The following is a 24,107-nucleotide window of genomic DNA, read 5'->3' as shown; positions in this document are numbered from 1 at the left end:
GATGGACGTTAGGATGCGCGCGCCAGCTGCCGGATAGGTATCCAGCGCGAGGCAAGCCGACGGTAGGCCGCGGCAGCCCCGGTCATGTCACCTTCAGCGAGGCACTCTATGCCCAGCCTGATGTCCATTGGGGACTCATCCGGGTAGACCTTGTCCGCGACGGCGCCGTAGTCCAGTTCCACCATGGAGTCCACGTGGAAGAGCTCAAGCCATTCCGTCAGCTGCGCCAGGTCATCGAGCATGTCCAGGTCGGGGGCTGCGAGGGCCAGATTGGCCACCGCGTAGCGGGCCCGCTCCAACGCATCGGTGATGGGCGCCCAGACGCGTACGGTCAGGATGCGCCCGGCAGCTTCCACCACTTCCTTGCGGTCGGATTCCATGAACAACGAGAACCAGCTGAACGGGATGCCCCACGTGGAGGCCCTGGTATGCACCCGGCTGGAACCGTCGCGGGCCTTCACCAGGTCAATCCGCTCCTGGTGCCGGTCACGCTGTTCCTCGGGGATCAGCAGCTCGGCCAAGGGGCCGTGGATGCCTTCCATCAGGGCGTTCGCCGCCAGGCCGGCGCGCAAAACGAGCTGGCTGGGGCAGTATAGCAGGACGGGCCCGGTGCCGGCGTCAGCACCGTCGTCGGCCGTTTCGCCGTCCGGGGCGCCGGTTTCCTGCGCGTGCGCCGTGGTGACCCGCACCAGGTCGGTCCGGCCGGTGGGGAAGGGGTCGCCGCCGGAGCGGGTGATGCGGCCCAGCGAGGCCAACAGTTCGGCGTTCTCGACGGCGGCACGCGAGGCCGCCCGCGCCCCGGCGGCCTGGATGGCCGGGCGTTGTTCCTCCGGAAAGGCTTCCAGGGGTTCATAGACGCGCAGGGTGGAGGAAAAAGGCAGGCCTGCCTGGCCCCGGTAGAGGTTTCCCGTCATTGCGGTCTCCTTGCGTGGGTCCAGGACGCAGCCATCAGTCCGCCAGTTCCACCAGCACGGGCGCGTGGTCAGAGGCGCCCTTGCCCTTGCGTTCCTCACGGTCAATCATGGCGCCGGTGACGCGCGCTGCAAGGGCGGGGGAGGCCAGGACGAAGTCGATGCGCATGCCCTCCTTCTTCGGGAACCGCAGCTGCGTGTAGTCCCAGTAGGTGTAGACGCCGGGGCCGGGGGTGTAGGGGCGCACCACGTCCGTGTAGCCGGCGGTCTCGAACGCGTGGAAGGCCTCCCGCTCCGGCGGGCTGACGTGCGTGGACCGGTTGTTGATGAACAGGTCGATGTCCCAGACGTCCTCATCGAACGGTGCGATGTTCCAGTCGCCCATCAATGCCACCTGTGCCTGGGGATTGTCCGTGACCAGGGCCTGGGCGTGGGTCTTGAGGCTTTCCAGCCACTTGAGCTTGTACGGCATGTGCTCATCGTCAAGGGAGCGGCCGTTGGGGACGTACAGGCTCCAGATCCGCACGCCTGCGCAGGTGGCCGCGATGGCCCGTGCTTCCTGGACAGGGTCCTTGCCGGCCTTGCCGAATGACGGCTGGTCCAGGAACGTCCGCTCGACGTCCTCAAGCCCTACCCGGGAGGCGATGGCCACGCCGTTCCACTGGTTCACCCCGAAATGGGCCACCTCGTAGCCCATCCGTTCGAAGAGCTCCCAGGGAAAGTTGTCGTCCTTGCACTTGGTCTCCTGGATGGCCAGGACGTCGCAGTCGCTGCGCTGCAGCCACGCTTCCACGCGGTCGGCGCGGGCTCGGAGCGAGTTCACATTCCAGGTAGCTATCTTCACGGTTCCTAACTTACCTTGGCTGCCGCACGCCGGGTAAAGCCTTCACCGGCCCCGCCCCACGCTTGCCGTGCGGTGGTCCCGGACGGGAACGGGCGGGTATATTCGCAAACAGAATGACCTGGATCACTCATCCGGCCACCATGCGAAGGAGCACTTAGCCGATGACCGCAGCCACGGGCAACACAACGGACAGCACGGAAGGCAGCGGAGGCGCGGAGGTGCTCTTTGACCGCCGCGGCCGGCTGGGCCTGGTCACCCTCAACCGGCCCCGGGCCGTCAACGCCCTTACGGCGGGAATGGTGGACCTGCTGCTGCGGCAGCTCACCGCATGGGCAGCGGACGACGGCGTGGCCTCCGTCCTGGTGCAGGGCGCCGGGGAGCGGGGCCTGTGCGCGGGTGGAGACATCGTGGCGATCTACCGGGACATGCTGCACGGCGGCAACGGAACGGCCGATTTCTGGAAAACCGAATACCGCCTGAACTCATTGATCTCCCGCTACCCCAAGCCGTATGTGGCGCTGATGGACGGACTGGTCCTTGGCGGCGGGGTAGGCATTTCGGCGCACGGGAACGTCCGTGTAGTCACGGAGCGGACCAGGATGGGGATGCCGGAGACCACCATCGGATTCGCGCCCGACGTCGGCGGGACCTTCCTGCTCTCACATGCACCGGGCGAGACCGGAACCCACGCCGCCCTTACCGGCGCACACCTGGCCGCCGGGGACGCCCTGTTCCTGGGCCTGGCAGACCACTATGTTCCGTCATCCGCGCTGAGCAGCCTGGCGGTGGCGCTGGAAAACGAACGCCCGGAAGACGCCGTCGCCCGTTACACCGGGCAGCCCCCGGCCTCGGAGCTGGCCGCGCAGCGGGAATGGATTGATGCCTGCTATGACTCGGACGACGCCGGCGAAATTGTCACCCGGCTCCGCACCTGGACCGGTCCCGGGCAGGACGCGGCGGCCGCGGCTGCAGACACCATCGAAGCCAAGTCACCCACTTCGGTCAAAGTCACCCTGGCTTCACTGCGCCGCGCGGCGGCCCTGACCCTGGACGAAGCCTTGGCACAGGAGTACCGGACCGGACTCCGGTTCCTGCAGGGGCCTGATTTCCGTGAAGGAATACGCGCCCAGGTAGTGGACAAGGACAGGAACCCGCAGTGGAAACCGGCAACCCTCGCCGAAGTGCTTCCCGCGCAGGTGGACCGGTTTTTCGAGCCGCTGGACGGCGGGGAACTGGACCTGCAGGCGAAGGAGGCGGACCATGCCTGACACAAGCAGTGTCGCCTTCCTGGGCCTGGGGCATATGGGCGGACCCATGGCCTTGAACCTCGTTCGTGCCGGTTACCGGGTGGCCGGTTTCGACGTGGTGCCGGCGGCTCTCGAAGCGGTGCGGGCACAAGGTGTTCCCGTAGCAGCTTCCGCCCATGGCGCCCTGGCCGGCGCCGGCGTGGTGCTGACAATGTTCCCCAGCGGCAGGCAGGTCCTGGACGCGTACCGGGGGCTTGGCGGGGAACCAGGACTGCTGGCAGCAGCGGCCCGTGGAACCATATTCCTGGACTGCTCCACCATCAACGTTGACGAAGCCCGGGAAGCCGCCCGCCTGGCCACCGAAGCAGGCCACCGCTCCGTTGACGCCCCAGTTTCAGGAGGGGTGGTTGGCGCTGAAGCCGGCACCCTGACCTTTATGGCCGGCGGAGACGACGCCGACTTTGAGGCCGTACGGCCGCTGCTTGAGGTGATGGGCAAACGGGTGGTGCACTGCGGTGGCCACGGCGCCGGCCAGGCGGCCAAAATTTGCAACAACATGATCCTGGGCGTCTCCATGATTGCGGTCAGCGAGGCGTTCGTCCTCGGGGAAAAGCTGGGCCTGACACACCAGGCACTGTTCGACGTCGCCTCAGCCGCGTCAGGGCAGTGCTGGGCGCTGACCACCAATTGCCCCGTGCCCGGACCGGTTCCCACCAGCCCCGCCAACAGGGACTATCAACCGGGTTTTGCCTCAGCCCTCATGGCCAAGGACCTCAACCTCGCCGTCAATGCGCTCAACAGCACGGGGGTGGCGGGAGAGATGGGAGCGCTCGCTGCCCACATCTACGATAGGTTTGCCGCGGAGGGCGGGGCGGGCCGTGACTTTTCCGCCATCATTACCGAGATCCGCGGCGCATCGGAGCGGCAGGCCGGGGATGGGACCGCAGGGCAGGGCGCCGGCACGGAACTGCCGGGCCGGCGCAGAGCCACAACAGCACACGACGACGGGAGTCCCGAATGACGGAGTACGCCAACATCCTGGTGGAGCAGCAGGGCAGGGTAGGGCTGGTGACCCTCAACAGGCCCTCGGCACTGAATGCGCTGAACAAGGCCACCATGGAAGAGCTGGTGGCCGCCGTGACCGCCATGGATTCCGATCCAGGCGTGGGCGCGGTGGTGATCACCGGCTCGGGCAAGGCCTTCGCCGCGGGAGCCGACATCAAGGAGATGGCGGACCAGGGCTACATGGACATGTACGTGGCCGACTGGTTCCGGGGCTGGGAAGACTTCACCCGCCTGCGGGTCCCCACCATCGCCGCGGTGTCCGGCTTTGCCCTGGGCGGCGGCTGCGAGCTTGCCATGATGTGTGACCTGATCATCGCGGGGGACAACGCCAAGTTCGGGCAGCCGGAAATCAATCTTGCCGTGCTCCCCGGCATGGGCGGATCGCAGCGTCTCACGCGGGCCGTGGGCAAGGCCAAGGCCATGGACATGATCCTCACCGGCAGGTTCATCGACGCGGAGGAAGCGGACCGGTGCGGCCTGGTGTCCCGGGTGGTTCCGGCGGCAGATGTGGTGTCCGAAGCGCTCAAGGTGGCCGGGGTTATCGCTGTAAAGTCGAAGCCTGCGGCAATGGCGGCGAAGGAAGCCGTGAATGCCGCTTTCGAGACCGGCCTGGCCCAGGGCGTGGTGTTCGAACGGCGGCTCTTCCACTCGCTGTTCGCCACCGAAGACCAGAAGGAAGGCATGGCGGCATTCACGGAGAAGCGCCAGCCGGAGTTCAAGCACCGCTAGTCCGGGCACATGCATGCCCTGCCGGGCGCGGCCGGCACGGCACGCGTCCGCCGGTCCCCGTAAGGTAGAGAGTACGGGCCAGCACGCGGCCATGGCATGCAGCGGGACGGAACAGGCGTATGTGGACGATCATGACCGGTGCAGCCAGCCCCACCGAGGGGCTTACGGGAATCGTGGGCTTTGCGGCGAGGGCCATCGATGCGTTGGGGGAGTTTGGCGTTGGCGCCTTCACGCTGGCTGAGACTGTGGTGCCTCCCATCCCCAGCGAGGTGATCCTCCCGCTTGCGGGCTATCTTGCCAAGCAGGGCTCCCTGAATCTCTTCCTCGTCTTTGCCACCAGTACCCTTGGTGCGTATTTGGGGGCGTTGTTGCTGTACCTGCTGGGGGCGAAGTTAGGGCTGGACCGGTCCATCCGGGGGTTGTCCAAGCTGCCACTGGTGGACCGGGAAGACTTCGAGCACGCGGCGGGCTGGTTCCGGCGGCACGGCAGGTCGTCCATTTTCTTCGGCCGCCTGCTGCCCGGGGTCCGCAGCCTGATCTCCCTGCCGGCGGGCGCGGCGGCCATGCCGCTGGGAACATTCACCCTCTTCACCCTTGCCGGCAGCGGGCTGTGGAACGGTGCCCTCATTGGGCTGGGCTATCTCCTGGGCACCCAGTACCGGCTCATAGAGGAGTACTCCAGGTTCCTGAACTACGCGGTCTATGGCGCATTGGCCGTTGCGGTGGTGCTGCTCGTCCTCCGGCGGACCAAGCGGGCCAGGGCCCACCGGGAGGACGTACGCCGCTGAGGCAGCCTCCCGATGCCCTAGAGGTACTTCTCCGCGAAGCTGTGCAGGGCGGCCCGGACGAAGCGTGCCCCCTCCGCCCCGCCGTAGTTGGCGGCGAAACGGGGGTCTTCCACGTACATGTCCGCCAGCCCGGTGACGTATCCCCTGATATCCCCGCCGCTTTGGGCCGCAGGTGTTCCGGGGATGGACTTCAGCCAAGCCACGTGCCGCCCTGCCACCTCCCGGGCTTCCGGCCCGTCGGCAGCAAGCCCGGCTTCCGCAGCCGCCGTCCAGTCCCGGGCAAGGCCCTCTGCTACGGACTTCCACTCCCGCTTTTCCGCTGCCGCCATTCCGCGCCACCATGAGTCGGATGTGGCGTAGGCTTCCTTGCCCCACCGCTCCTCGACTTCTTCCTTGTATTCGGTGTGGTCGAAGCCCTGGAACATGTTTTCTGCCATCAGCTGGCCTCCTGCCTTTACTGTTTCGATTGTTTGCCGGACTGATTCGGCCTGCAGGGCCAGCCGCTCCTGCTCCCGGCCGAGCCAGTCGAGATGGCGGCTGAGCGCCGCCACGGGATCCGCCCGGCGCTGGAGGAGCTCCCCGATCGCCGGCAGGCCCAGGCCCAGTTCCCGCAGCAAAAGGATGCGCTGGAGCTGGAGGAGGGCGGCGCCGTCGTAATACCGGTAGCCGTTGTGGCCCACCCGGCTGGGCGTCAGGAGGCCAATCTCGTCATAGTGCCGGAGCGTGCGGCTGGTGGTGCCGGCGATCCTGGCCACGTCCTGGATGGACCAGTCCCTGCCGCCGGCGTCGGGTAAATCCTGCATGCTCCGAGCCTAGGCATTGACGCTGCGTCAAGGTCAAGGTCAAGGGCGGCGGACCGTCACCCAACCCGCCGGCCGTGGGGCCTCCGGCGCCTGGCCTGGGCCACCAAACGCGTGAAGGCGAAAACAAAGATGGCCTCGATGAGCAGCATGAGGCCCAGCAGCAGCCACTGCTGCCGGCTGATGAAGACGATGCATCCGGTCAGGGCCAGGATGGTCCCCAAGGCCAGCGCGTAGACGGCGAAGCCGACGGCGACCCGGGCGCTGCGGACCCCCGTCCGGAAACCGAAGCCGTGCGGCTCCCCGCCGGGCTGTCCGGGGACGCGGTCCGGTGCTGCGGGGCCAAGGGAGTCAAACTCCTCCCAGGGATCCCTGTCCTGGTCCTGTCCGGTCATGAATCAATTATCCCAAATGCGGAAACCCAGAGACGCTGCGCACAAAAACAGCGGCTCCTCCAACCTGGGTTGGAGGAACCGCTGGATGGGGTCCCGGCGTATACCGGAGGCCGCCGAAGACTTAGAGCGGGCGGATGTTCTCTGCCTGCGGGCCCTTGGGACCCTGGGTCACATCGAATTCGACCTTCTGGTTCTCGTCCAGTGAGCGGTAGCCGCTGCTGGCGATTGCCGAGTAGTGGGCGAATACGTCAGCGGACCCGTCATCGGGGGCAATGAAGCCAAAACCCTTTTCGGCGTTGAACCATTTAACTGTGCCTGTTGCCATGGCTGCATTCCTTCATGTGACTCTGATTCTCTCCCCGGGGAACGTCCCGGAGTGTGCGGGAGTTAGTCCCCCACAGACCCCAACGTACGGGGCTCAGGCTCTGGGTGCAAGGGTAGGCGCCATAAAGTGCCGTCAGCGCATGCCTTCGCGCCGGATCGCGGTGGCGATGGCGGCCGCCCTGGTGTCCACGCCGAGCTTGGCATAGATGTGCGCCAAATGGGTTTTGACCGTGGCCTCGGAGATAAAGAGCCGCCGGCCGAGTTCGCGGTTGCTGAGGCCCTCGGTGAGGAGGCCCAGCAGCTCGGCTTCCCGTGGCGTCAGGACTTCGTCGGGATTGCGGAGCTGCTGGAACAACCGGGATGCAACCGGCGGGCTCATCACGCTCCTGCCCACGGCCGCACCCCTGATGGCCGCAAAAATCTCCTCCGGGGCAGCGTCCTTCAACAGGTAGCCCATGGCGCCGGCATCCACGGCGCGGACGATATCGGCATCGGAGTCGTACGTGGTGAACACCAGGATGGCCTGCCGGCCGTTGAGGTCCCTGATCCGCCTGATGGCTTCGAGCCCATCCATGCCCGGCCCCATGGCAAGGTCCATCACCACCACCGAGGGGGAGAGAGCCTGGGCCAGTTGCACGGCATCCTCGCCGGACGCGGCTTCGGCCACCACCTCGATGTCCGGCTCCGTGCTGAGCAGCGCACGAAGTCCGCTCCTGACCACCAGGTGGTCGTCCACCAGCAGGACGGTGTTGCTGTTCATGTGCCTGCCTCCATTGGCAGCTGCGCCGCCACGATTGTTCCGTCGCCGGGGGCGCTCTGCACGGAGAATGTTCCGCCCAGCTGCTCCACCCGCTGCCGCATGGCCCGCAGCCCATAGCCTCCCGCGTGCGACGGCGGAGCTGCCGCCGCCGGATCGAAGCCGTCGCCGTCGTCGTAAATGTCCAAAGTCACGGCGTCCGGCAGGAAGCCCAGGGTTACCGTGGCCACCGACGCCGCAGCGTGGAGCAGGATGTTCGACGCCGCGCTTTGCACTACGCGCAGCAAGGCGTGGCGAACGTCAGCGGAGACCGGCCGCAGGTCGCCAGTCACCAGCAGCGTGGTCCCGGGAACGTACTGGCGGGCGGTGGCCAGCAGTGCCTCCGGCAATGGGACCGATTCCAAACCGGGCGAGGCCAGCTCATGGACCAGGCTCCGGGTCTCCGCCAGGTTCGCGCGGAGCAGGCTGGTGGCCTGGAGAAGGCCGTCACGGGCTGCTGCACTGGGCCATCCGCGGCCGGCGGCCTCGAGCAGGAGCAGGCTGCTGGCGAGGCCTTGGGTGACAGTGTCGTGGATTTCCCGCGACACCCGTTCCCGTTCGGCAATGGTGCCCGCCCGGCGCTCACTGGCGGCCAGCTGGCCCTGGGCCAGGGAAATGTCCGCATGCAGGCGGCGCTGCTCCTCGGCGTCGTGCTGTATCCGGTCGTAAATCAGTGTCAGCATGGCGCCCACGGCCAAGGGCCCCAAAAGCATGGCCAGGTCGGTGCCGTTGCCCAGCCGGAACAGGCCGGTGGCAGTGGCGAGTGTGATGGCCCCGGCCAGGATGTAGGACGCGGCACCGCGCAGGGCGCTCCTGCAGAGGAAGAAAAGAGCGAAGGAACACCACGCGAAACTCGGCGCAGCCACGACCAGGACCGCCCAGACAGCCACCAGGGCCACCATCCACGGGGTTCCGGGGCGGTCCTGCACCGAGAGCAGGGCCACGACGGCGTAGAGCACGCAGGCGGCAGCGGCGAGTCCCAGGACCAGGAGATTGTCGGCCGGGGTATGCCGCATGACGTACCGCACCACCGAGGCCACCAGGAGGACGGCGAAGCCCAGGTGGACGGCTGCCTCGATGCTGCCCGGCCGGCCTTTGGCGCTGGGAGGCACGGGACGGCGGGAGCACGTGGCGTCCTGGCCGGCGACGGCTTGGGCTGGCCCGGTGTGTTGGGGGGTGTCTCTGGCGGGCATGCTGGATCCGGATCTGGTGGCGGAAAGTGCTGCCTTCCATGCTAGGGCTCAGCGGACGTCTGGTGCCTCAGCCTTTTGGTTGATACGGCTGGCCTTTCGTCGGAGCCGGGACCAGACGAAGGCCCGATGGCAGGGCCGGTGTTTCCCGGAAACATGGAAAGCGGCAACACGATCCCCCCTGACCTAAGGAAATATCTTGAAGCAGTCCACCAAAGCCCTCGCCGCTGCCGCAGCCGGAGCCCTCCTGATCACTGCCGGAGCAACGGCTGCCGCCAACGCCGGTACCGCGGGCACTACGGAAGCACCCGTCGCCGTACCCGCCGTTGATGTCCAGCCGGCTCGGAAACCGTGGTGCAGCAAAACCGCATAGCAGCCGGCGCGTCCGCCCAGGCCGTCACTGCTGCGCTCGCAAAGTGCCAGGCCGACAAGCTGCCGTTCGTCACGGTGGCCCTCGTAGACCGCTTTGGTACGGTCCAGGCTTTGCTCCGGGGTGACAACGCCGCGGCCCACACCATCGAAGCGGCAAAGCAGAAGGCCTATACGGCAGCCGCGTTCGGTGCCCCCACCAGCGAGTTGGCCAAGCGCGTCAACGGCAACGGTCCCTCAATCGCGGACCTGCCGGGCACCCTGTTCCTCGCAGGCGGTGTTCCACTGAAGGTCAACGGTGTCTCCGTGGCCGGCGTCGGCGTGGGCGGGGCCCCCGACGGCGCCCTGGACGAAGCCTGCGCGGCGGCCGGCGCGGAAGCCATCGCGGGCGCCGCGAAATAGGCTGGACGCATGAGGCCTGGCAGCACCGCAGCACTCATGACCCTGGCCGCCCTGGGGTTGCTCCTTGCCGCGTGCCAGGCCGGTCCCGGCCAGCCACAGGGAGTGGATACTCCACCATCCGTTGCCTCGGTCAGTCCCGGCACCGGTGCAGGGACCCCCATGCCGCCTTCCACTGCGTCCCCACCCGCGCTGTCTTCAGCGGACCAGGCACGGCTGGACCAGGACCTTATTGCCGCCGCTAAAGCCAACAACGCCCCGTTGGTGGCCGAACTCATCGGCCGGGGTGGCAACGTCAACGCCAAGGACCCGATCCAGGACTCTGCGTTCCTGTACGCCGGGGCGGAGGGGCTCAACGAGGTACTGCAGCTGACGCTGGCCGCCGGCGCAGACGTCACCAGCATCAACCGCTACGGCGGGACGGCGTTGATCCCGGCCAGCGAGCACGGACACGTGGAAACGGTGAAGCTCCTCATTGCGGCGGGAGTTCCTGTCAACCATGTCAACAACCTTGGCTGGACCGCCATGCAGGAGGCCATCCTGCTCAACAACGGCGGGCCGCGCCAGCAGGAGGTGGTGCGGCTGCTGCTGGCGGCCGGCGCAGACCCCGGAATCCGCGACCCGGAAGGCCAGACGGCGCTGCAAAACGCTGAGCGGCTCGGTTTTTCGGAGATTGCCGCTTCGATCCGGGGCCGGGGTTAGCCCGTCGGCGTGCCGAGCCGCCGAGCCTGCCCACCTTTGCCTGATAACGACGGCGGCGCCCCGCACTTTCGGTGCCACGCGCCGCCGTCGGGCTTGGAAGCCGGGGAAATTCAGCAGTCCCTCAGCTCAGACGGCCTCAAGCACACTGACGTAGTTGGCGATGCCCACGCCGCCCATGTTCTGCACGGCCGCCCGCCGTGGCGCCGGGAGCTGCATGGCGCCCGCAGTACCCGTGAGCTGCATGGCGGCGATGACGTGCTGCGAAACACCGGTGGCCCCCACAGGGTGGCCTTTGGCCTTGAGGCCGCCGGAGACGTTGACCGGCAGCTTTCCATCCTTGTAGACCCAGCCCTCTTCGAGCGCCCGGGCACCCTGGCCCGGTTCCGTCAGCCCCATGGCCTCGTACATGAGCAGCTCGGCGATGGTGAAGCAGTCGTGCACTTCGGCGAGGTCCAGGTCATCGATCCCCACGCCGGCCATCGCCAGGGCGCGTTGCCACGAGACTCGGGTGGCTTCGAAGGCGGTGGGGTCCCGGCGCGTGGCGGGGAAGAAATCGTTGGCCTGGCCGAACCCGGCCAGCCGTACGGGGGAAGCGGTTCCACCGGTGGCGGAGGTGGACAGGACGACGGCGGCAGCACCGTCCGAGACAGGGGAGCAGTCAGTGCGTCGCAGGGGATCTGCCACCATGGGGTTCTTGTCCGAAACGGTGCGGCAGAACTCCTCGCCGAGGTCCTTCCGGAGCTGCGCGTACGGGTTGTCCACGCCGTTGCGGTGGTTCTTGGCCGCTATGGTGCCCAGGACATCGCCCAGCTTCCCGTCCGCGTCGTAGCGCTTGGCGTAGTGCTTGGCCACCTCGGCGAAGAGGCCCGTGAAGCCGGTAGTGGAGGGCTTGCCGGCCATGTCATAGTCAGCGCCGAGCAGGGCGGCGCCCACCACGTCTGCACCGGCGTGGGTCATCTTCTCGGCGCCGATGACCAGGACGGTCTTCGCGGTGCCGGCCAGCAGCGACTTGGTGCCCTGCTGGAAAGCAGCCGACCCGGAGGCGCAGGCGTTTTCCACCCGTGTGGAGGGCACGTTGGCCAGGGCCGGGGAGACCTGCAGGGCCAGCGAGGACGGGAAAGCCAGCGGCATCATGCCCGAATTGAACTGGCCCACGTAGACCTCGTCGATCTGCCCGGGGTCGATTCCGGCATTGCCGATCGCTTCGGTGGCCACCTGGACGATCAGGGATTCCAGGGTCTCCTCCGTCAGCTTGCCGAACCGGCTGTGTCCCCAGCCGGTGAGCAGGACGTCCTTGCCGAATTGGTCCTTCAGGCTCATGCCGCCACTTCCTTCGTCTCAAGCCGGACCTCAAAGCCGGCGTCCGTCTTCTCCCGGATCTCCTCTACCGTGACCCCCGGTGCCAGCCGGGTCAGCGTGAGCTGCCGCCCGCCGTCGTCGTCCTTCATCAGGTCAAAGACCGCCAAATCGCTGATGATCCGGTCCACGCAGCTGAGCCCGGTCAGCGGCAGCGTGCATTCACGCACAATCTTGGCGGTGCCGTCCTTGGCGTTGTGCTCGGTGAGGACCACCACGCGCGGGGTCCCGGCCACCAGGTCCATGGCACCGCCCATGCCCTTGACCATTTTGCCGGGGATGGTCCAGTTGGCCAGGTCGCCGTTGCCGGAGACCTGCATGGCGCCCAGGATGGCAACCTTGACGTGTCCGCCGCGGATCATGCCGAATGATGTGGCGGAATCGAAGATGCTCCCGCCCGGCAGGACCGTGACGGTCTGCTTGCCGGCGTTGATCAGGTCCGCGTCCTCTTCGCCCTCGTAGGGGAACGGGCCCATGCCCAGCAGGCCGTTTTCGCTCTGCAGCACCACCCGCACGCCCTCGGGCAGGTTGTTGGCCACCACTGTGGGGATGCCGATCCCCAGGTTCACGTAGTCGCCGTCGTTCAGTTCCTCGGCTGCGATGGCAGCCATTTCATCCCTGGTCCATCCCATGGGGTTTCTCCTTGGTCTCTTTAGCTGTACTCAGTTGGGTATTACCGGCGGCACGAACTCGAACGTCATCCCCAGCAGCCAGGCCAGGAGCAGGACCACTGGAAGGTGGAAGAGGAACTGCTGGAAGGTGAAGCCCACCAGGTCCCGGGCGCGCAGGCCCAAGACGGCCAGCAGCGGCAGCATGAAGAACGGGTTGATGAGGTTGGGCAGCGCCTCGGCCATGTTGTAGATCTGCACGGTCCAGCCGAGGTTCATGTTCACGTCCGTGGCGGACTGCATGACGTACGGCGCCTCCACCAGCCACTTTCCGCCGCCGGACGGGACGAACATGCCCAGGAGGGCGGTGTAGATGGCGATGATGACGGCAAACGCCCCGTTGCCGCCGATGCTGGTGAAGAAGTGGGCCAGATGCTCCGATACGGACAGTCCGCCGGCGCCGGTGGCCTTGGTCAGGATGGCCGCCATCGCCGCGTACAACGGAAACTGCACCAGGATCCCCGCGGTGGCGGGGACGGCCTTGGTAACCGACTGGAGGAACTTGCGCGGTGTTCCGTGCAGTACCAGCCCCAGCATCAGGAACACCAGCAGGTAGCCGTTGAGCGAGCTGACCACGCTCAGGATGGGCAGGGTCAGCAGCTGGGAGACAAGCCAGCCCAGGGTCAGCACGCCGGCCAGGATGGGCAGGATCCTGCTGTATTCGAGCCACTCGCCGGGCCGGGACTTTTCGGCCGGCGGTTCGGGCTGGTCATCGAGGTCGACGCCGAGATCGGCTGCCGTCTTGACGCCGGCTCCCGTGGGGGCAGAGAAGTGCGCAATGACGGTGGTCAGCAGCATCAGGATGCCCAGGGTCAGGAGCGACTGCCAGGTGAAAATGGTGGTTCCGAAGTCCAGGACGCCGGTAATCTTCAGCAGCGCCGGCGGGATGGAGGCCTTTGTCGCCTGGAGCTGGGCCGCGGAGGAGGACATCCCCAGGGCCCAGACCGCGCCGAGCCCCATGAACGCCGCCGCGCCAAGGGCCCGGTAATCGACGTGCAGGTCCGCGCGCCGGGCCACGGCCCTGGCCAGCAGGCCGCCGAAGATCAGGCTCAGTCCCCAGTTGACGAATGAGACCGACATGGACAGGACGGCCACGAAGCTGACGGCGGACCGCGCCGAGCCGGGAACCTGTGCCAGCCGCTCGATCAGCCGCGCCACCGGCGGGGACGTTGCCACCACATAGCCGGTGAGCACCACCATGGCCATCTGCAGGGTGAAGGCGGTGAGGTCCCAGAAGCCGTTGCCGAACGAATCCACCACGGCCTTGGGGGACGCCCCGATGGCCAGTGCTGCGATGGCCACCAGCAGTACGCCGGCCAGGGCAAAGATGTAGGCGTCCGGGAACCACTTCTGCGTCCAGCCGGCCAGTTTTTCAGCCATCCGGGCCAGGCCCGTCTGGCGGACATCCTGGTGGTTCAATTGCGCGGTGGTCATGAGGGTGGTTCTCTCCCTTGAGTAGTGGGTGCCGGGCGGGTCAGGGGCGGTGCGGGTCAGGGTCAGGCGGGGACAAAACCGGCGCGCTGCCGGACAGTCCGCTGCTCGATGTCCTTGACCCGGTCTGTTGCCTGGACCAGCCGCTGGACGAAGACGCCGGGGGTGACGATGTGGTTGGGGTCCAGCTGGCCGGGTTCCACGATCACTTCCGCCTCCGCCACCGTGAGGATCCCGGCCGTAGCCACCACGGGGTTGAAGTTCCGGGCGGTGAAGCGGTAGATCAGGTTGCCGTCCGTATCTGCCGTGTGGGCATGGACGAGTGCGACGTCGGCCCGGATGGCGCGCTCCTGGACGTACGTTTCGCCGTCGAACACCTCGTGCGGCTTGCCTTCGGCCACCAGGGTGCCCACGCCGGTTTTCGTGTAGAAGGCCGGGATACCGGCACCGCCGGCGCGAAGCCGTTCGGCCAGGGTTCCCTGCGGGGTGAACTCCACCTCCAGCCTGCCGGCAAGGTACTGCTCGGCGAACAGCTTGTTTTCACCCACGTAGGAGGCGATCACCTTGCGGACCTGGCCTGCCTCTATGAGGACGCCCAGGCCCTTGCCGTCCACGCCCATGTTGTTGGACACCACCGTGAGGTCACGTACGCCGGAATCGCGGACGGCTTCGATCAGGTCGGCCGGAATGCCGCTCAAGCCAAATCCGCCGACGGCGAGGGTGATGCCGTCCTGCAGTGCCCCTTCCAGGGCGGTGGCGGCAGAAACCTGCAGTTTCTTCATGACGTCTCCTCGTTGAGCACGGGATCGTCCACTTTGTGGACGCCGGGAATCTGAGCTTGGAGACTACGGCTGCCTGCCGCAGAGTGTCAAGAATCACTACTATGGGCCTTATAGTATGGACACTCCAAGGAAAAGCGTCCATATTGTGGACAAGGAGGCTCTATGTCAGCGACTCCGGTACAGGGTGCCCAGGTGGTGGGCCGGATCTCCGGGTTGCTGCGGTTGGTGGGCCGGAGCGCGGAGGGAATGCCGCTGGCAGGACTGGTCCGGGAATCGGGCCTCACCCGGCCAACGGTCCACCGGCTCCTGGCGTCGCTTGCCGCGGAAGGCCTGCTGGACCACGATCCGATGACGGGCAATTGGGTGCTGGGCCCCGAAATCCTGCTGATGGGATCGGTTGCTTCGGCCCGGTTCCCCATGGAGGACATTGCCCGGCCCAGCCTGCGCCGGCTGGCGCAGGCAACGGGCGAGAGCGCTTTTTTCTCGATCCGGCGCGGCGCGGAGACGGTCTGCCTGCTGCGTGAAGAAGGGAGCTTTCCCGTCCGGTCCTTTGTCCTGCACGAGGGTGTCCGATTCCCGTTGGGGGTCGCGTCGGCCGGGACCGCCATCCTGGCTTTCCTGCCGAAAAGCGAGCAGGAGGAGCTGCTGGGCCGCTGGGATGAACACGCGGGCGCCTTCGCCGCGAACCACACCCCGCAGCTGGTGCGGGAGAACCTGGCCCGGACCCGGCTGGCCGGCTACTCCGTCAATCCCGGGCTGGTCCTGGAAGGAAGTTGGGGGATGGGCGCCGCCGTGTTCGATCGTTCGGGGAAGCCTGCCTGGGCGCTGTCCCTGACCGGCATCGAGCCGCGGTTCAAGTCCGAGCGGCAGGAGGAACTGGGCGGCCTCCTGATGGCGGAGGCGCACCGGATCACGCAGCAGCTGGGCGACGGCGGGCGGCGGCCCCGCTAAGCCTCCCCGGCCTTGGCTGCAAATGACGACGGCGGGCCGCGTCTTTTCGGCGCGGTCCCGCCGTCGTGCTCCCCAAAGGTGGGGAAATCCAGTAGGTGCCTACAGTCCTGCGCGGGGCTCCACCGGGCCCTGGTCCTTCCACCACGTATCGAAAATGCTGACCGGAACAGTGCGCTTGTGGCGGGTCCGCAGGTACTTCTGCTCGATCGATTCGGCTACCTCGTCCGGAACCTCCCGGCCCTCGAGGTAATCGTCGATCTGGTCGTAGCTGAGGCCCAGTTCGTCCTCGTCCGTGCGGCCGGGGCGGTCATCGAGCAGGTCGGCCGTGGGGACCTTCTCCCAGACCCGGGCCGGCGCTCCCAGCTCGGCCAGGAGGGCGCGGTTCTGCCGCTTGTTCAGGCCGAACAGGGGCAGGATGTCCGCGCCCCCGTCGCCGTATTTGGTGAAGAACCCCGTGACGGACTCGGCGCCGTGGTCCGTGCCGAGCACCAGGTAGTTGAACTCCCCGGCCAGCGCGTACTGGGCGGTCATGCGGGTGCGGGCTTTGGTGTTGCCCTTGTGGAAGTCGGAGATCTCCGAGCCCGCAGTTTTTTCGAACTCTTCCTCGAAACCGTCCACTGCGGCGGAGATGTTGAACGTCCATTCCGTTTTGGCCTTGATGAAGTCCAGGGCTATCTGGGCGTCTTCCTCATCGTGCTGGATGCCGTAAGGCAGGCGGACTGCCACGAAGTTGGCTTCTACGCCTTCGGCCTCAAGCTCATCAACAGCCAGCTGGGCAAGCTTTCCTGCCAGGGATGAATCCAGGCCGCCCGAGATGCCCAGGACAAAGCCCTTGGTGTGGGTGGCCTTCAGGTAATCCTTGAGGAATGTGACGCGCTTGCGCACCTCCCCTGCTGGATCGATCCGGGGCTGAACGCCCATTTCTTCAATGATCTTGGCCTGGAGTTCGCGCATGTGGTCCAGCCTAGCCAGCGGTGTCAACAACCCTCAACTGTTCCCGGAAGGACCTGCGCGGCGTAGCGTAATCGCATGGAGCGGACGGGGTGTGCCGTAGTGGGCGGGGGCCCGGCGGGAATGATGTTGGGCCTGCTGTTGGCCCGGGCCGGGGTGCACGTGGCGGTCCTGGAGAAGCACCGCGATTTCCTCCGGGACTTCCGCGGTGACACTGTGCACGCCTCCACTGTGCGGCTGATCGACGAACTGGGATTGGGGGCCGGATTCCGCAGCCTGCCGCAGAGCCGGCTGAGCAACGTCGCAGTCCCTGTCCCCGGCGCCGGCATGGTCACCCTTGCCGCTTTCGACTCCCTGAAGCCGCCGTACAACTACGTGGCCATGATGCCGCAGTGGGACTTCCTGGATTTCCTCGCCTCAGCCGCCGCTGCGGAACCGACGTTCACGCTGCTCATGGAAAGCGAAGCGACAGGCCTGGTGTTCGACGGCGGACGGGTCACCGGGGTGCGCTACCGGGCCTCCGGCAACGGGGCGGCGGGTGCTGAACGGGTGCTGCACGCCGATGTGGTGGTGGCCGCCGATGGCCGCCACTCAGTGCTGCGTGAAGCCGCCGGGATGCGGCCCAAGGAGTATCCGGTGCCTTTTGACACCTGGTGGTTCACCCTCCCGCGCCGCGCCTCGGAAAAAGGCGAGGTGGCTGGCGTGGTGCCGGTGCTGGGGGACCGGGATGCCATGATTGCCCTCAACCGCACCAACTACTACCAGATGGGTTACCTCGCGCCCAAGGGCTCGGATGCGCTGATCCGGGCCAACGGCGTGGAGCGGTTCCGGAACCGGGTGGCGGCGCTCCGCCCGGACCTTGCAGACCGTGTTGATGCCATCGGCAGCATCGAGGACCTGCACTGGCTGGACGTCAAACTGAACCGCCTGTGGCGCTGGTACGTGGACGGCTTCCTGTGCATCGGGGATGCTGCACATGCGATGTCCCCCGCCGGGGGAGTGGGAATCAACCTGGCCATCCAGGACGCGGTGGCGGCTGCGGAACGCCTGGCCCCCGACCTTCGCCGGGGACAGGTGCGCAGCAAAACCCTTGCGGCAATCCAGCGCCGCCGCCGCATGCCCACGGTGGTGGTGCAAACCGTGCAGCGCATCATGCACCGGGTGGTCTTCGTTCCGCTTTTTGCGGGAACCCTGTCCGGCGACACGCTCGCCGGCAACGGTGTCCGGAACAGGTTCGCCATCCAGCGGGCGGTCTTCTTCATTCTGCGCCACAACCCCGTGGTGAAGCGCGTCCTCCCACGCGTCATTGCATTCGGACCGCGGCCCGAGCACGCGCCGGGGTTTGCGCGCCCACTCACGGTCCGGCCACCCACTAAACTTGGGGCCATGACTTCGCCCACTGACACTGCGGTAGACACCGCAGCTGCCCGCGCCCGACTGCTGGAATTGATCAAGGAACTCGCCGTGGTCCGCGGCAAGGTGATCCTCTCGAGCGGGGCAGAGGCCGATTACTATATCGACCTCCGCCGCATCACTCTCCACCACGAGGCCTCCAAGCTGGTGGGGCAGGTCATGCTGGCACTGGCGGACGACGCCGGGATCGACTTTGAGTGCGCCGGCGGGCTGACCATGGGGGCCGACCCCGTGGGCACCGCCGTCATGCACGCCGCCGTTGACGCCGGCCGGGCCGTTGATGCGTTCGTGGTCCGCAAGGCGCAGAAGTCCTACGGCATGGGCCGCCAGGTTGAGGGCCCCTCCGTCGAGGGCCGCAAGGTGCTGGTCCTGGAAGACACCTCCACCACGGGAGGTTCCGCGCTGACGGCGGTGGAAGGCGTCCGGAAAGCCGGCGGCAACGTGGTGGCGGTGGCCGTGATCGTGGACCGGGACACCGGAGCCAAGGAAAAGATCGAAGCCGAAACCGGCGTGCCCTACCTGTTCGCGTTCGGCAAGGACGAACTGGGACTGGACTAGCGAAAGCTGCGGGCGGGGGGCAGGCCTGCTGCGGTTGGCTGCCTTGTTGACGCTGCTTTAGAATATGCGTTAACACTTTTCAGTTTGCTTGGAGACCACGCATCTTGCTCCCCCCAGAACAGCCTTTGAGTACAACGGACCAGGTACAGAACCTCATCCTGGAAAGCGCTGACTTCGAGGATTTCCTCAACGAACTCGCCCGGTTCTCTGCCCACCAGATGGCAGGGGACGGGGACGATGCCCTGTGCGGCATTACTTTGCTGCGTGACCGCAAGGCGGCCACCATTGGCTGGAGCAGTCCCTCTGCCCGGGAAGTGGACGAAATCCAGTACTCCCTGTCGCAGGGACCGTGCCTGACTGCGGCGAAGGAAGAACGCGAAGTCTACGTTCCGGATCTGCTGCAGGAGGACCGGTGGGGCCCGGACTACGCTTCTGCCGTTGCCTCCCATGGACTGCGCTCGGTCTTTTCCCTGCCTTTCAACCTGCAGGGCGAAGCCAAGGCGGCCCTGAACCTTTACTCCGACTTCCCGAACAAGTTCGACGGGCGGGCTGCGGAAAGGGCCAGGGATTTCACCCGGGAAATTTCGCAGGCCCTCCGCCTCGCCGTCCGCTTCTCGTTGCATACTGACAGCGCATCCAACCTTCGGGCCACTCTCGAGTCACGCACCATCATCGATATCGCGGTGGGCATCGTCATGGCGCAGAACCGCTGCAGCCAGGAGGCCGCCGTCGAGATCCTCACCGAGGCGTCCAGCAACAGCAACACCAAGCTTCGGGATATCGCCAAATCATTGGTGAATTCCGTGGGCGGGGCCGGAGCACGCACCTACTACCAGGAACCGGGGAAGGTCAGTTCAGGTCCAGGCTCCTGAGCCGCGGGTTGTGCGCGGGCTTCCGTGCACGTTACGCTTGCGGAGGTTGAGCCGTCGGCCATAGACCTCTTTTGGAGTACCTATGGACCGCGCATTAGACGCACTCGTTAACCTCGATGTCCCGGCGGACATCGTCCGGATTGAAATCCGGGGGGCCCTTCAGCACGACTCCCGTGCTGAGTTGGTCCACATCATCCGCCGCGTCCGCAGGATGGGGATCCGTTGCCGCATCTGCGTGGACCTTTCGCAGGCTGAGCTTATTGAATCATCGGCGCTGGCAGGTCTCCGCAGCGACCTCAATGCCATGGACATCAACTCTTTGCCGGGCATTCCGCCAGCAGGGGTTTCCCTTCAGCTCGCGTCCGCCGCGCACGGCTGGTCCCCGGACGCCCTGTCCAGCCGCCAGCCGCTCCTGATGGACGACGACGTCCGCGAGCTGTTCCCCGGCGGCAAGTTCGCAGGCGACTTCCCCCAACTCCCGGTCATGTGGATCGAGGAACTGTACGGCCGCCCGCTGACCGAATACACGGACGAGGAACTGCTCCAGGCGAGCGACTCGGCCTTCGCGCTGCTGGACGCCCCGGAAGCACCCGACGGGGCGGACCTGCTGGGCCGCTACAACGACATTGGGTTGGAAATCCTCCGCCGCCAGCAGGAACCCCAGGCACCATTCCCCGCCGCAGAAGGCCAGGCCGCCAGCTGACCCACCCGTCGCCGAAGGTTTACCTGCACCTGTTGCAACAGGTACTTTCGGTTGGCTTACGGTAGGAGTGTGCCGTATGAGGGGGAGGTCAGTCCGCAGGGCCGGCGCGGGGTCTCAGACGTCCGCCTGCTGGCGGAAGCGGCTGCCCTGAAGCGCTTTTCGCGCCGCACCTTCCTGGCAGGCGCCGGGGCATCCGGGCTGCTGGCCGCCGACATGCTGGTGACCCGCGAAGTGCAGTCGCAGCGCCGCAGCACCAGGATCCTGACCGTCGCGGACGACTTCGCCGACGCCTATTACCCCGATGCCAGCTGGTTCCTGTTCCCGGGATACAAAACCAGCTGGGAAGAGGCGCGATGGATCCTCAACACCCTCCGGGGTTCCCTGAACAAGCGGGCCCGGCTCGCCGCCGTCGGATACTCCAACCTGGGGCTGAACATCACAGAGGTGGTCAACGCGATCACCGACTATATTGCTTCGGAGAAGATCACCAAGCTGTTCTTCTACGGGCACAGCTTCGGCGGCATGCTGGCCACCCAGGTGGCTGCGCGGCTGCTGGCATTGCAGGGAGTCCAGGTCCAGTTCATCCTCCTGGACTCCAGCCCCTACAGCGCCCACGACGTCCTGGACCAAAGCTGGTTCGACGGCGTGGTGTTCCTCTACGAGCGCGGCGTCAGGTTCCCGTCCACCCTGCGCGGCGGCTATGAACTGGGGGAGCGGATCATCCACAAGGACGAACGCAGCTGGCGGCAGATCCTGGACCAGACGCTGGAGCAGCTGTCCCCGATCGCCCCGTCCAACGTGCTGGTCCAGACCGAGTCCGCCTACATCTACCACTTCCAGGGAAACCAGTTCGCAGGGAAACTTGGCACAGCCAAAATGGCCTACCTCGGCAACCCCCGGGACAAGACTGTGGACTACGAGACCGCGGCGGAAACGTGGGCCGTGGTGTTCAAGGACAACATGGTGTCAAGCAACCTGCAGACCATCGGGGCTGCCCCCGCCCACGCCAGCCCCGGCTGGAACCCGCAGATCTACCGGCCGCTGCTGACGGAACTGCTGGACGAATACTTCCCCCTGCCCCGGGGAGGTTCCCGGGTCAGCATCTTCTAGATCTGGTTTTTCAGGTCCGCCACCGAGTTCAGGACCTGGTTTGGCCGGAACGGGTAGGCGGCGATGTCGTCCTTGTGCGTGATGCCGCTGAGGACCAGGACGGTGTGCAGGCCTGCCTCCATGCCCGCGATGATGTCAGTATCCATCCGGTCCCCGATCATGGCGGTGGTCTCGGAATGGGCATCGATCTGGTTCATTGCTGAACGGAACATCATGGGGTTGGGCTTGCCCACAATGTACGGTTCACGGCCGGTGGCCTTGGAGATCAGGGCTGCGATGGCGCCGGTGGCCGGCATCGGGCCGTCCTTCGACGGGCCGGTGGCGTCCGGGTTGGTGGCAATGAACCGGGCACCGGCCAGGATCAGGCGGATCGCGGTGGTGATCGCCTCGAAAGAGTACGTACGCGTCTCGCCGAGCACCACGAAGTCCGGGTTCTGGTCGGTGAGGATGAAGCCGGCCTCGTGCAGCGCCGTCGTAAGCCCTGCTTCACCGATGGTGTAGGCGCGGTTGCCCGACTCCGCACCCCCGGCGGACACCTGGTCCTTCAGGAACTGGGCCGTGGCAAGGGCGGAGGTCCAGATGTTCTCTTCCGGGATCTCCAGGCCCGATGCACGGAGGCGGGCGGCAAGGTCGCGCGGGGTGAAGATGGAGTTGTTGGTCAGCACCAGGAACCGTTTGGACGTATCCACCCAGCGCTGGATCAGCTCCGCGGCTCCCGGGATGGGCTGGTTCTCATGGACCAGGACGCCGTCCATGTCCGTCAGCCAGCACTCGATTTCCTGGCCGCTTCGGTATACCGACGGGTTGCCCGTTACCTCGTCTGCTTCTGCCATGCCTGCCTCCGCCTGTGATGGTTGCCTGAAGAGTCCAGTCTAGTGTTGAAGGGTGAACCAAACGCCCGGCATGACAGACGAACCCAACCACGCTCCCGGGGAAGACGAACCGGCCGGAACCGAACCCGCAAAGGCGGAGATCGGCGTCGGGCCCTGGGAAGGGGAGTCGCCGGAAGGTGACCACTGGGACCCCGACCTGCTGGCAGACGGCGACCGCCGCAACGTCCTGGACAAGTACCGGTACTGGAAGCACGAGGCGATCGTGGCGGACCTGGACTCTCGGCGGCACAACTTCCACGTGGCCATCGAGAACTGGCAGCACGACCTGAACATCGGCACCGTGGTGCGCACCGCCAACGCCTTCCTCGCCAAGGAGGTGCACATCATCGGCCGACGGCGGTGGAACCGGCGCGGAGCCATGGTCACCGACCGCTACCAGCACGTCCGCCACCACCCCACCGTCGAGGACTTCGTCCAGTGGGCGCAGGGGGAGGGGCTGGCCATCATCGGGATCGACATCTTCCCGGACTCCGTCCCCCTGGAAACGTACGAACTGCCGCGCGACTGCGTGCTGGTCTTCGGACAGGAGGGGCCGGGCCTGACCCCGGAAGTCCACCAGGCCGCCGTCGACACCTTGTCGATAGAACAGTTCGGCTCCACCCGCTCCATCAATGCCGCCTCCGCCGCCGCCATCGCAATGCACGCCTGGATCCGCCGCCACGTCTTCAACCAGCACGTCTGACCCCGCGAGATGGCATTTAACCGCAGTCGCGGCGGGTCTGACTAGCGCCAAGTGCCATCTCGCGGGTGCAGCGAGGGCTCAGCCTGTGGATAACCTCACCGCTGCCTCTCCCGCACGCCAGAATGGGGCATGCGCAGGGCATCCCTTCCCGATCACCTGACCACAGGTTCCTTCTCACTCCGGGCCTCCGACAAAGCCGGAATCTCCCGCACGCGCACCACGGCGAAGGACCTGGTGACCGTATCCCGGGGAATCCGGGTGCGAGTCCACTCAGGTGCTGCCGGAGCAGCCGCGTTGCGCGCGTACACCGACCTTGATGACACCTCCATCCTGGCCTCTTTGTCCGCTGCTCGGGTGTGGGGAGCGCCGTTGCCGGCCGGGCCCGCGAGCGACTGGCGGGTCCACCTTGCACGCCGGCGTGGTTTCAGCTTTCCGCGCCGGGCCAACGTGGTGGGCCATTTGCTGACCTTCCTGCCGGACGAGGTAGTGGAGTACGACGGCGTCCGGCTCACCTCGCCTGCGCGGACCTGGCTGGACCTTGCCTCGGTGCTGGATCTGGCAGAACTCGTTGCCGTCGGGGACCATTTCGTCTGCACCCACGGGCCGGAGTTTCCCCATCCGCGGGAGGCGTTGTGCGGCCTGGAGGATCTGAAAAGGATGGCTGCGAGCCACGTGGGGATGCGTGGTGTGAAAATTGCCCGGGCCGCCCTCGAACTCATCCGGGTGGGTGCCGACTCGGCACCGGAGACACATATGCGCCTGGCCCTCGTCGACGCCGGACTGCCGGAGCCGGTTCTCAACCACGTGGTCCTGGATGTCCGCGGCGTCCCGGTCCTCTGGCCGGACGCGGCTTACCCGCAGTGGCGCATTGCACTCCAGTACGACGGCCGGCACCACGCAGAGCCCGAACAGCATCTGCGGGACATGGAACGATACGACCGGAGTCTGGCCTTGGGCTGGCTGGAGGTACGCGTCGGCAGGCAGCACCTTGAAGGTGACCGGCCCGCCGTCGTACGCAAAGTCCGGGAGGCTCTGCAGAGCCGCGGCTGGTCGCGATATGGCAGGTGAGGGCAATCCCTGGCCGCAGCACTGCCGCCAAGTGCCATATCGCGGGAGGGGCCGGGCGTAACCCGGAGCACTCCGGGCCCGCTAATGGCTAGGATGGTGCCAAGCCGTAA

The 24,107-nt window shown here is 66.6% G+C and carries 25 protein-coding genes and 2 pseudogenes; 14 read left to right on the top strand and 13 right to left on the bottom strand.

Features of this window, described 5'->3' with window-relative positions; all coding sequences use genetic code 11:
* Positions 1–8: 8 nt before the first annotated feature.
* Both QF031_RS17665 and QF031_RS17660 read right to left on the bottom strand, forming a co-directional pair.
* Positions 9–914: a hypothetical protein gene (locus QF031_RS17665; protein WP_307431154.1), complete on the bottom strand. Its 906-nt coding sequence runs from the start codon at positions 912–914 to the stop codon at positions 9–11.
* A gap of 34 nt (positions 915–948) precedes the next feature.
* The gene (locus tag QF031_RS17660) at positions 949–1,755 is read right to left on the bottom strand and encodes an exodeoxyribonuclease III (RefSeq protein ID WP_307431150.1); all 807 of its coding nucleotides are present in this window, start codon (positions 1,753–1,755) and stop codon (positions 949–951) included.
* 161 nt (positions 1,756–1,916) lie between these two features.
* Between QF031_RS17660 and QF031_RS17655 the strand changes: the two genes are divergently transcribed.
* From QF031_RS17655 to QF031_RS17640, 4 genes are all read left to right on the top strand, one after another.
* Complete coding sequence (locus QF031_RS17655) at positions 1,917–3,023, top strand: enoyl-CoA hydratase/isomerase family protein (protein ID WP_307431146.1); 1,107 nt, start codon at positions 1,917–1,919, stop codon at positions 3,021–3,023.
* Positions 3,016–4,023, top strand: coding sequence for a 3-hydroxyisobutyrate dehydrogenase (mmsB, locus tag QF031_RS17650; RefSeq protein WP_307431143.1), 1,008 nt, complete (start codon positions 3,016–3,018; stop codon positions 4,021–4,023). The genes QF031_RS17655 and mmsB overlap by 8 nt, the downstream gene beginning before the upstream one ends.
* Positions 4,020–4,796, top strand: a complete 777-nt coding sequence (locus QF031_RS17645; protein WP_307431140.1) for an enoyl-CoA hydratase — start codon at positions 4,020–4,022, stop codon at positions 4,794–4,796. The genes mmsB and QF031_RS17645 overlap by 4 nt, the downstream gene beginning before the upstream one ends.
* A gap of 119 nt (positions 4,797–4,915) precedes the next feature.
* Positions 4,916–5,584, top strand: coding sequence for a DedA family protein (locus tag QF031_RS17640; RefSeq protein ID WP_307431137.1), 669 nt, complete (start codon positions 4,916–4,918; stop codon positions 5,582–5,584).
* 17 nt (positions 5,585–5,601) lie between these two features.
* Here QF031_RS17640 and QF031_RS17635 read toward each other — a convergent pair whose 3' ends face one another.
* The 5 genes from QF031_RS17635 to QF031_RS17615 form a co-directional block, all read right to left on the bottom strand.
* Positions 5,602–6,387, bottom strand: a complete 786-nt coding sequence (locus QF031_RS17635; protein ID WP_307431132.1) for a MerR family transcriptional regulator — start codon at positions 6,385–6,387, stop codon at positions 5,602–5,604.
* 56 nt (positions 6,388–6,443) lie between these two features.
* On the bottom strand, positions 6,444–6,779 hold the full coding sequence (locus tag QF031_RS17630; RefSeq protein ID WP_307431128.1) for a hypothetical protein: 336 nt from the start codon (positions 6,777–6,779) through the stop codon (positions 6,444–6,446).
* A gap of 121 nt (positions 6,780–6,900) precedes the next feature.
* A complete protein-coding gene (locus tag QF031_RS17625) occupies positions 6,901–7,104 on the bottom strand; it encodes a cold-shock protein (RefSeq protein WP_013599688.1) in 204 nt (67 codons plus the stop codon).
* 132 nt (positions 7,105–7,236) lie between these two features.
* Entirely contained in the window at positions 7,237–7,863 is a 627-nt protein-coding gene (locus QF031_RS17620) for a response regulator (RefSeq protein WP_307431124.1), read from the bottom strand.
* Positions 7,860–9,092: a sensor histidine kinase gene (locus QF031_RS17615; RefSeq protein ID WP_307431120.1), complete on the bottom strand. Its 1,233-nt coding sequence runs from the start codon at positions 9,090–9,092 to the stop codon at positions 7,860–7,862. Before QF031_RS17615 ends, QF031_RS17620 begins: the two co-directional genes overlap by 4 nt.
* Positions 9,093–9,288: 196 nt before the next feature.
* Here QF031_RS17615 and QF031_RS17610 point away from each other — a divergent pair.
* Positions 9,289–9,860: pseudogene (locus tag QF031_RS17610) on the top strand (GlcG/HbpS family heme-binding protein).
* 9 nt (positions 9,861–9,869) lie between these two features.
* Complete coding sequence (locus tag QF031_RS17605) at positions 9,870–10,559, top strand: ankyrin repeat domain-containing protein (RefSeq protein ID WP_370874529.1); 690 nt, start codon at positions 9,870–9,872, stop codon at positions 10,557–10,559.
* Positions 10,560–10,685: 126 nt separating this feature from the next.
* On the opposite strand, the gene QF031_RS17600 is transcribed toward QF031_RS17605, so the two are convergent.
* The 4 genes from QF031_RS17600 to QF031_RS17585 all read right to left on the bottom strand — a co-directional run bounded on the left by QF031_RS17600 (position 10,686) and on the right by QF031_RS17585 (position 14,796).
* Complete coding sequence (locus QF031_RS17600; RefSeq protein WP_307431118.1) at positions 10,686–11,879, bottom strand: acetyl-CoA acetyltransferase; 1,194 nt, start codon at positions 11,877–11,879, stop codon at positions 10,686–10,688.
* Entirely contained in the window at positions 11,876–12,547 is a 672-nt protein-coding gene (locus QF031_RS17595; protein WP_307431115.1) for a CoA transferase subunit B, read from the bottom strand. Before QF031_RS17595 ends, QF031_RS17600 begins: the two co-directional genes overlap by 4 nt.
* Before the next feature lie 30 nt (positions 12,548–12,577).
* A complete protein-coding gene (locus tag QF031_RS17590) occupies positions 12,578–14,017 on the bottom strand; it encodes a short-chain fatty acid transporter (protein WP_307431112.1) in 1,440 nt (479 codons plus the stop codon).
* Positions 14,018–14,079: 62 nt separating this feature from the next.
* Positions 14,080–14,796 (bottom strand): CoA transferase subunit A, encoded by a 717-nt coding sequence (locus QF031_RS17585; RefSeq protein ID WP_307431109.1) that lies wholly within the window; start codon positions 14,794–14,796, stop codon positions 14,080–14,082.
* A 162-nt stretch (positions 14,797–14,958) separates the two neighbouring features.
* Here QF031_RS17585 and QF031_RS17580 point away from each other — a divergent pair, with 162 nt between their 5' ends.
* Positions 14,959–15,747: an IclR family transcriptional regulator gene (locus QF031_RS17580; RefSeq protein ID WP_307431107.1), complete on the top strand. Its 789-nt coding sequence runs from the start codon at positions 14,959–14,961 to the stop codon at positions 15,745–15,747.
* Between the two features lie 99 nt (positions 15,748–15,846).
* On the opposite strand, the gene nadE is transcribed toward QF031_RS17580, so the two are convergent.
* Positions 15,847–16,701 (bottom strand): ammonia-dependent NAD(+) synthetase, encoded by an 855-nt coding sequence (gene nadE / locus QF031_RS17575; RefSeq protein WP_307431104.1) that lies wholly within the window; start codon positions 16,699–16,701, stop codon positions 15,847–15,849.
* A 75-nt stretch (positions 16,702–16,776) separates the two neighbouring features.
* Between nadE and QF031_RS17570 the strand changes: the two are divergent.
* The 5 genes and pseudogenes from QF031_RS17570 to QF031_RS17550 form a co-directional block, all read left to right on the top strand.
* Positions 16,777–17,988, top strand: a pseudogene (locus QF031_RS17570) (FAD-dependent oxidoreductase); the annotation flags it as partial.
* A gap of 96 nt (positions 17,989–18,084) precedes the next feature.
* A complete protein-coding gene (gene pyrE / locus QF031_RS17565) occupies positions 18,085–18,669 on the top strand; it encodes an orotate phosphoribosyltransferase (RefSeq protein WP_307433464.1) in 585 nt (194 codons plus the stop codon).
* Between the two features lie 125 nt (positions 18,670–18,794).
* Positions 18,795–19,541 (top strand): GAF and ANTAR domain-containing protein, encoded by a 747-nt coding sequence (locus QF031_RS17560; protein ID WP_307431101.1) that lies wholly within the window; start codon positions 18,795–18,797, stop codon positions 19,539–19,541.
* 82 nt (positions 19,542–19,623) lie between these two features.
* On the top strand, positions 19,624–20,244 hold the full coding sequence (locus QF031_RS17555; protein ID WP_307431096.1) for a hypothetical protein: 621 nt from the start codon (positions 19,624–19,626) through the stop codon (positions 20,242–20,244).
* A 69-nt stretch (positions 20,245–20,313) separates the two neighbouring features.
* The gene (locus QF031_RS17550) at positions 20,314–21,354 is read left to right on the top strand and encodes a thioesterase domain-containing protein (RefSeq protein WP_307431092.1); all 1,041 of its coding nucleotides are present in this window, start codon (positions 20,314–20,316) and stop codon (positions 21,352–21,354) included.
* Here QF031_RS17550 and QF031_RS17545 read toward each other — a convergent pair.
* Complete coding sequence (locus QF031_RS17545) at positions 21,351–22,187, bottom strand: HAD-IIA family hydrolase (protein ID WP_307431089.1); 837 nt, start codon at positions 22,185–22,187, stop codon at positions 21,351–21,353. The genes QF031_RS17550 and QF031_RS17545 overlap by 4 nt on opposite strands.
* 70 nt (positions 22,188–22,257) lie before the next feature.
* On the opposite strand from QF031_RS17545, the gene QF031_RS17540 reads away from it, so the two are divergent.
* Both QF031_RS17540 and QF031_RS17535 read left to right on the top strand, forming a co-directional pair.
* The gene (locus tag QF031_RS17540) at positions 22,258–22,929 is read left to right on the top strand and encodes a TrmH family RNA methyltransferase (protein ID WP_307431086.1); all 672 of its coding nucleotides are present in this window, start codon (positions 22,258–22,260) and stop codon (positions 22,927–22,929) included.
* Between the two features lie 129 nt (positions 22,930–23,058).
* Positions 23,059–23,997, top strand: coding sequence for a hypothetical protein (locus tag QF031_RS17535; RefSeq protein ID WP_307431084.1), 939 nt, complete (start codon positions 23,059–23,061; stop codon positions 23,995–23,997).
* Positions 23,998–24,107 lie beyond the last annotated feature (110 nt).

This window comes from Pseudarthrobacter defluvii, from assembly GCF_030816725.1.
GTDB lineage: Bacteria > Actinomycetota > Actinomycetes > Actinomycetales > Micrococcaceae > Arthrobacter > Arthrobacter defluvii_A.
This window is presented reverse-complemented; position numbering and strand designations above follow the sequence as displayed.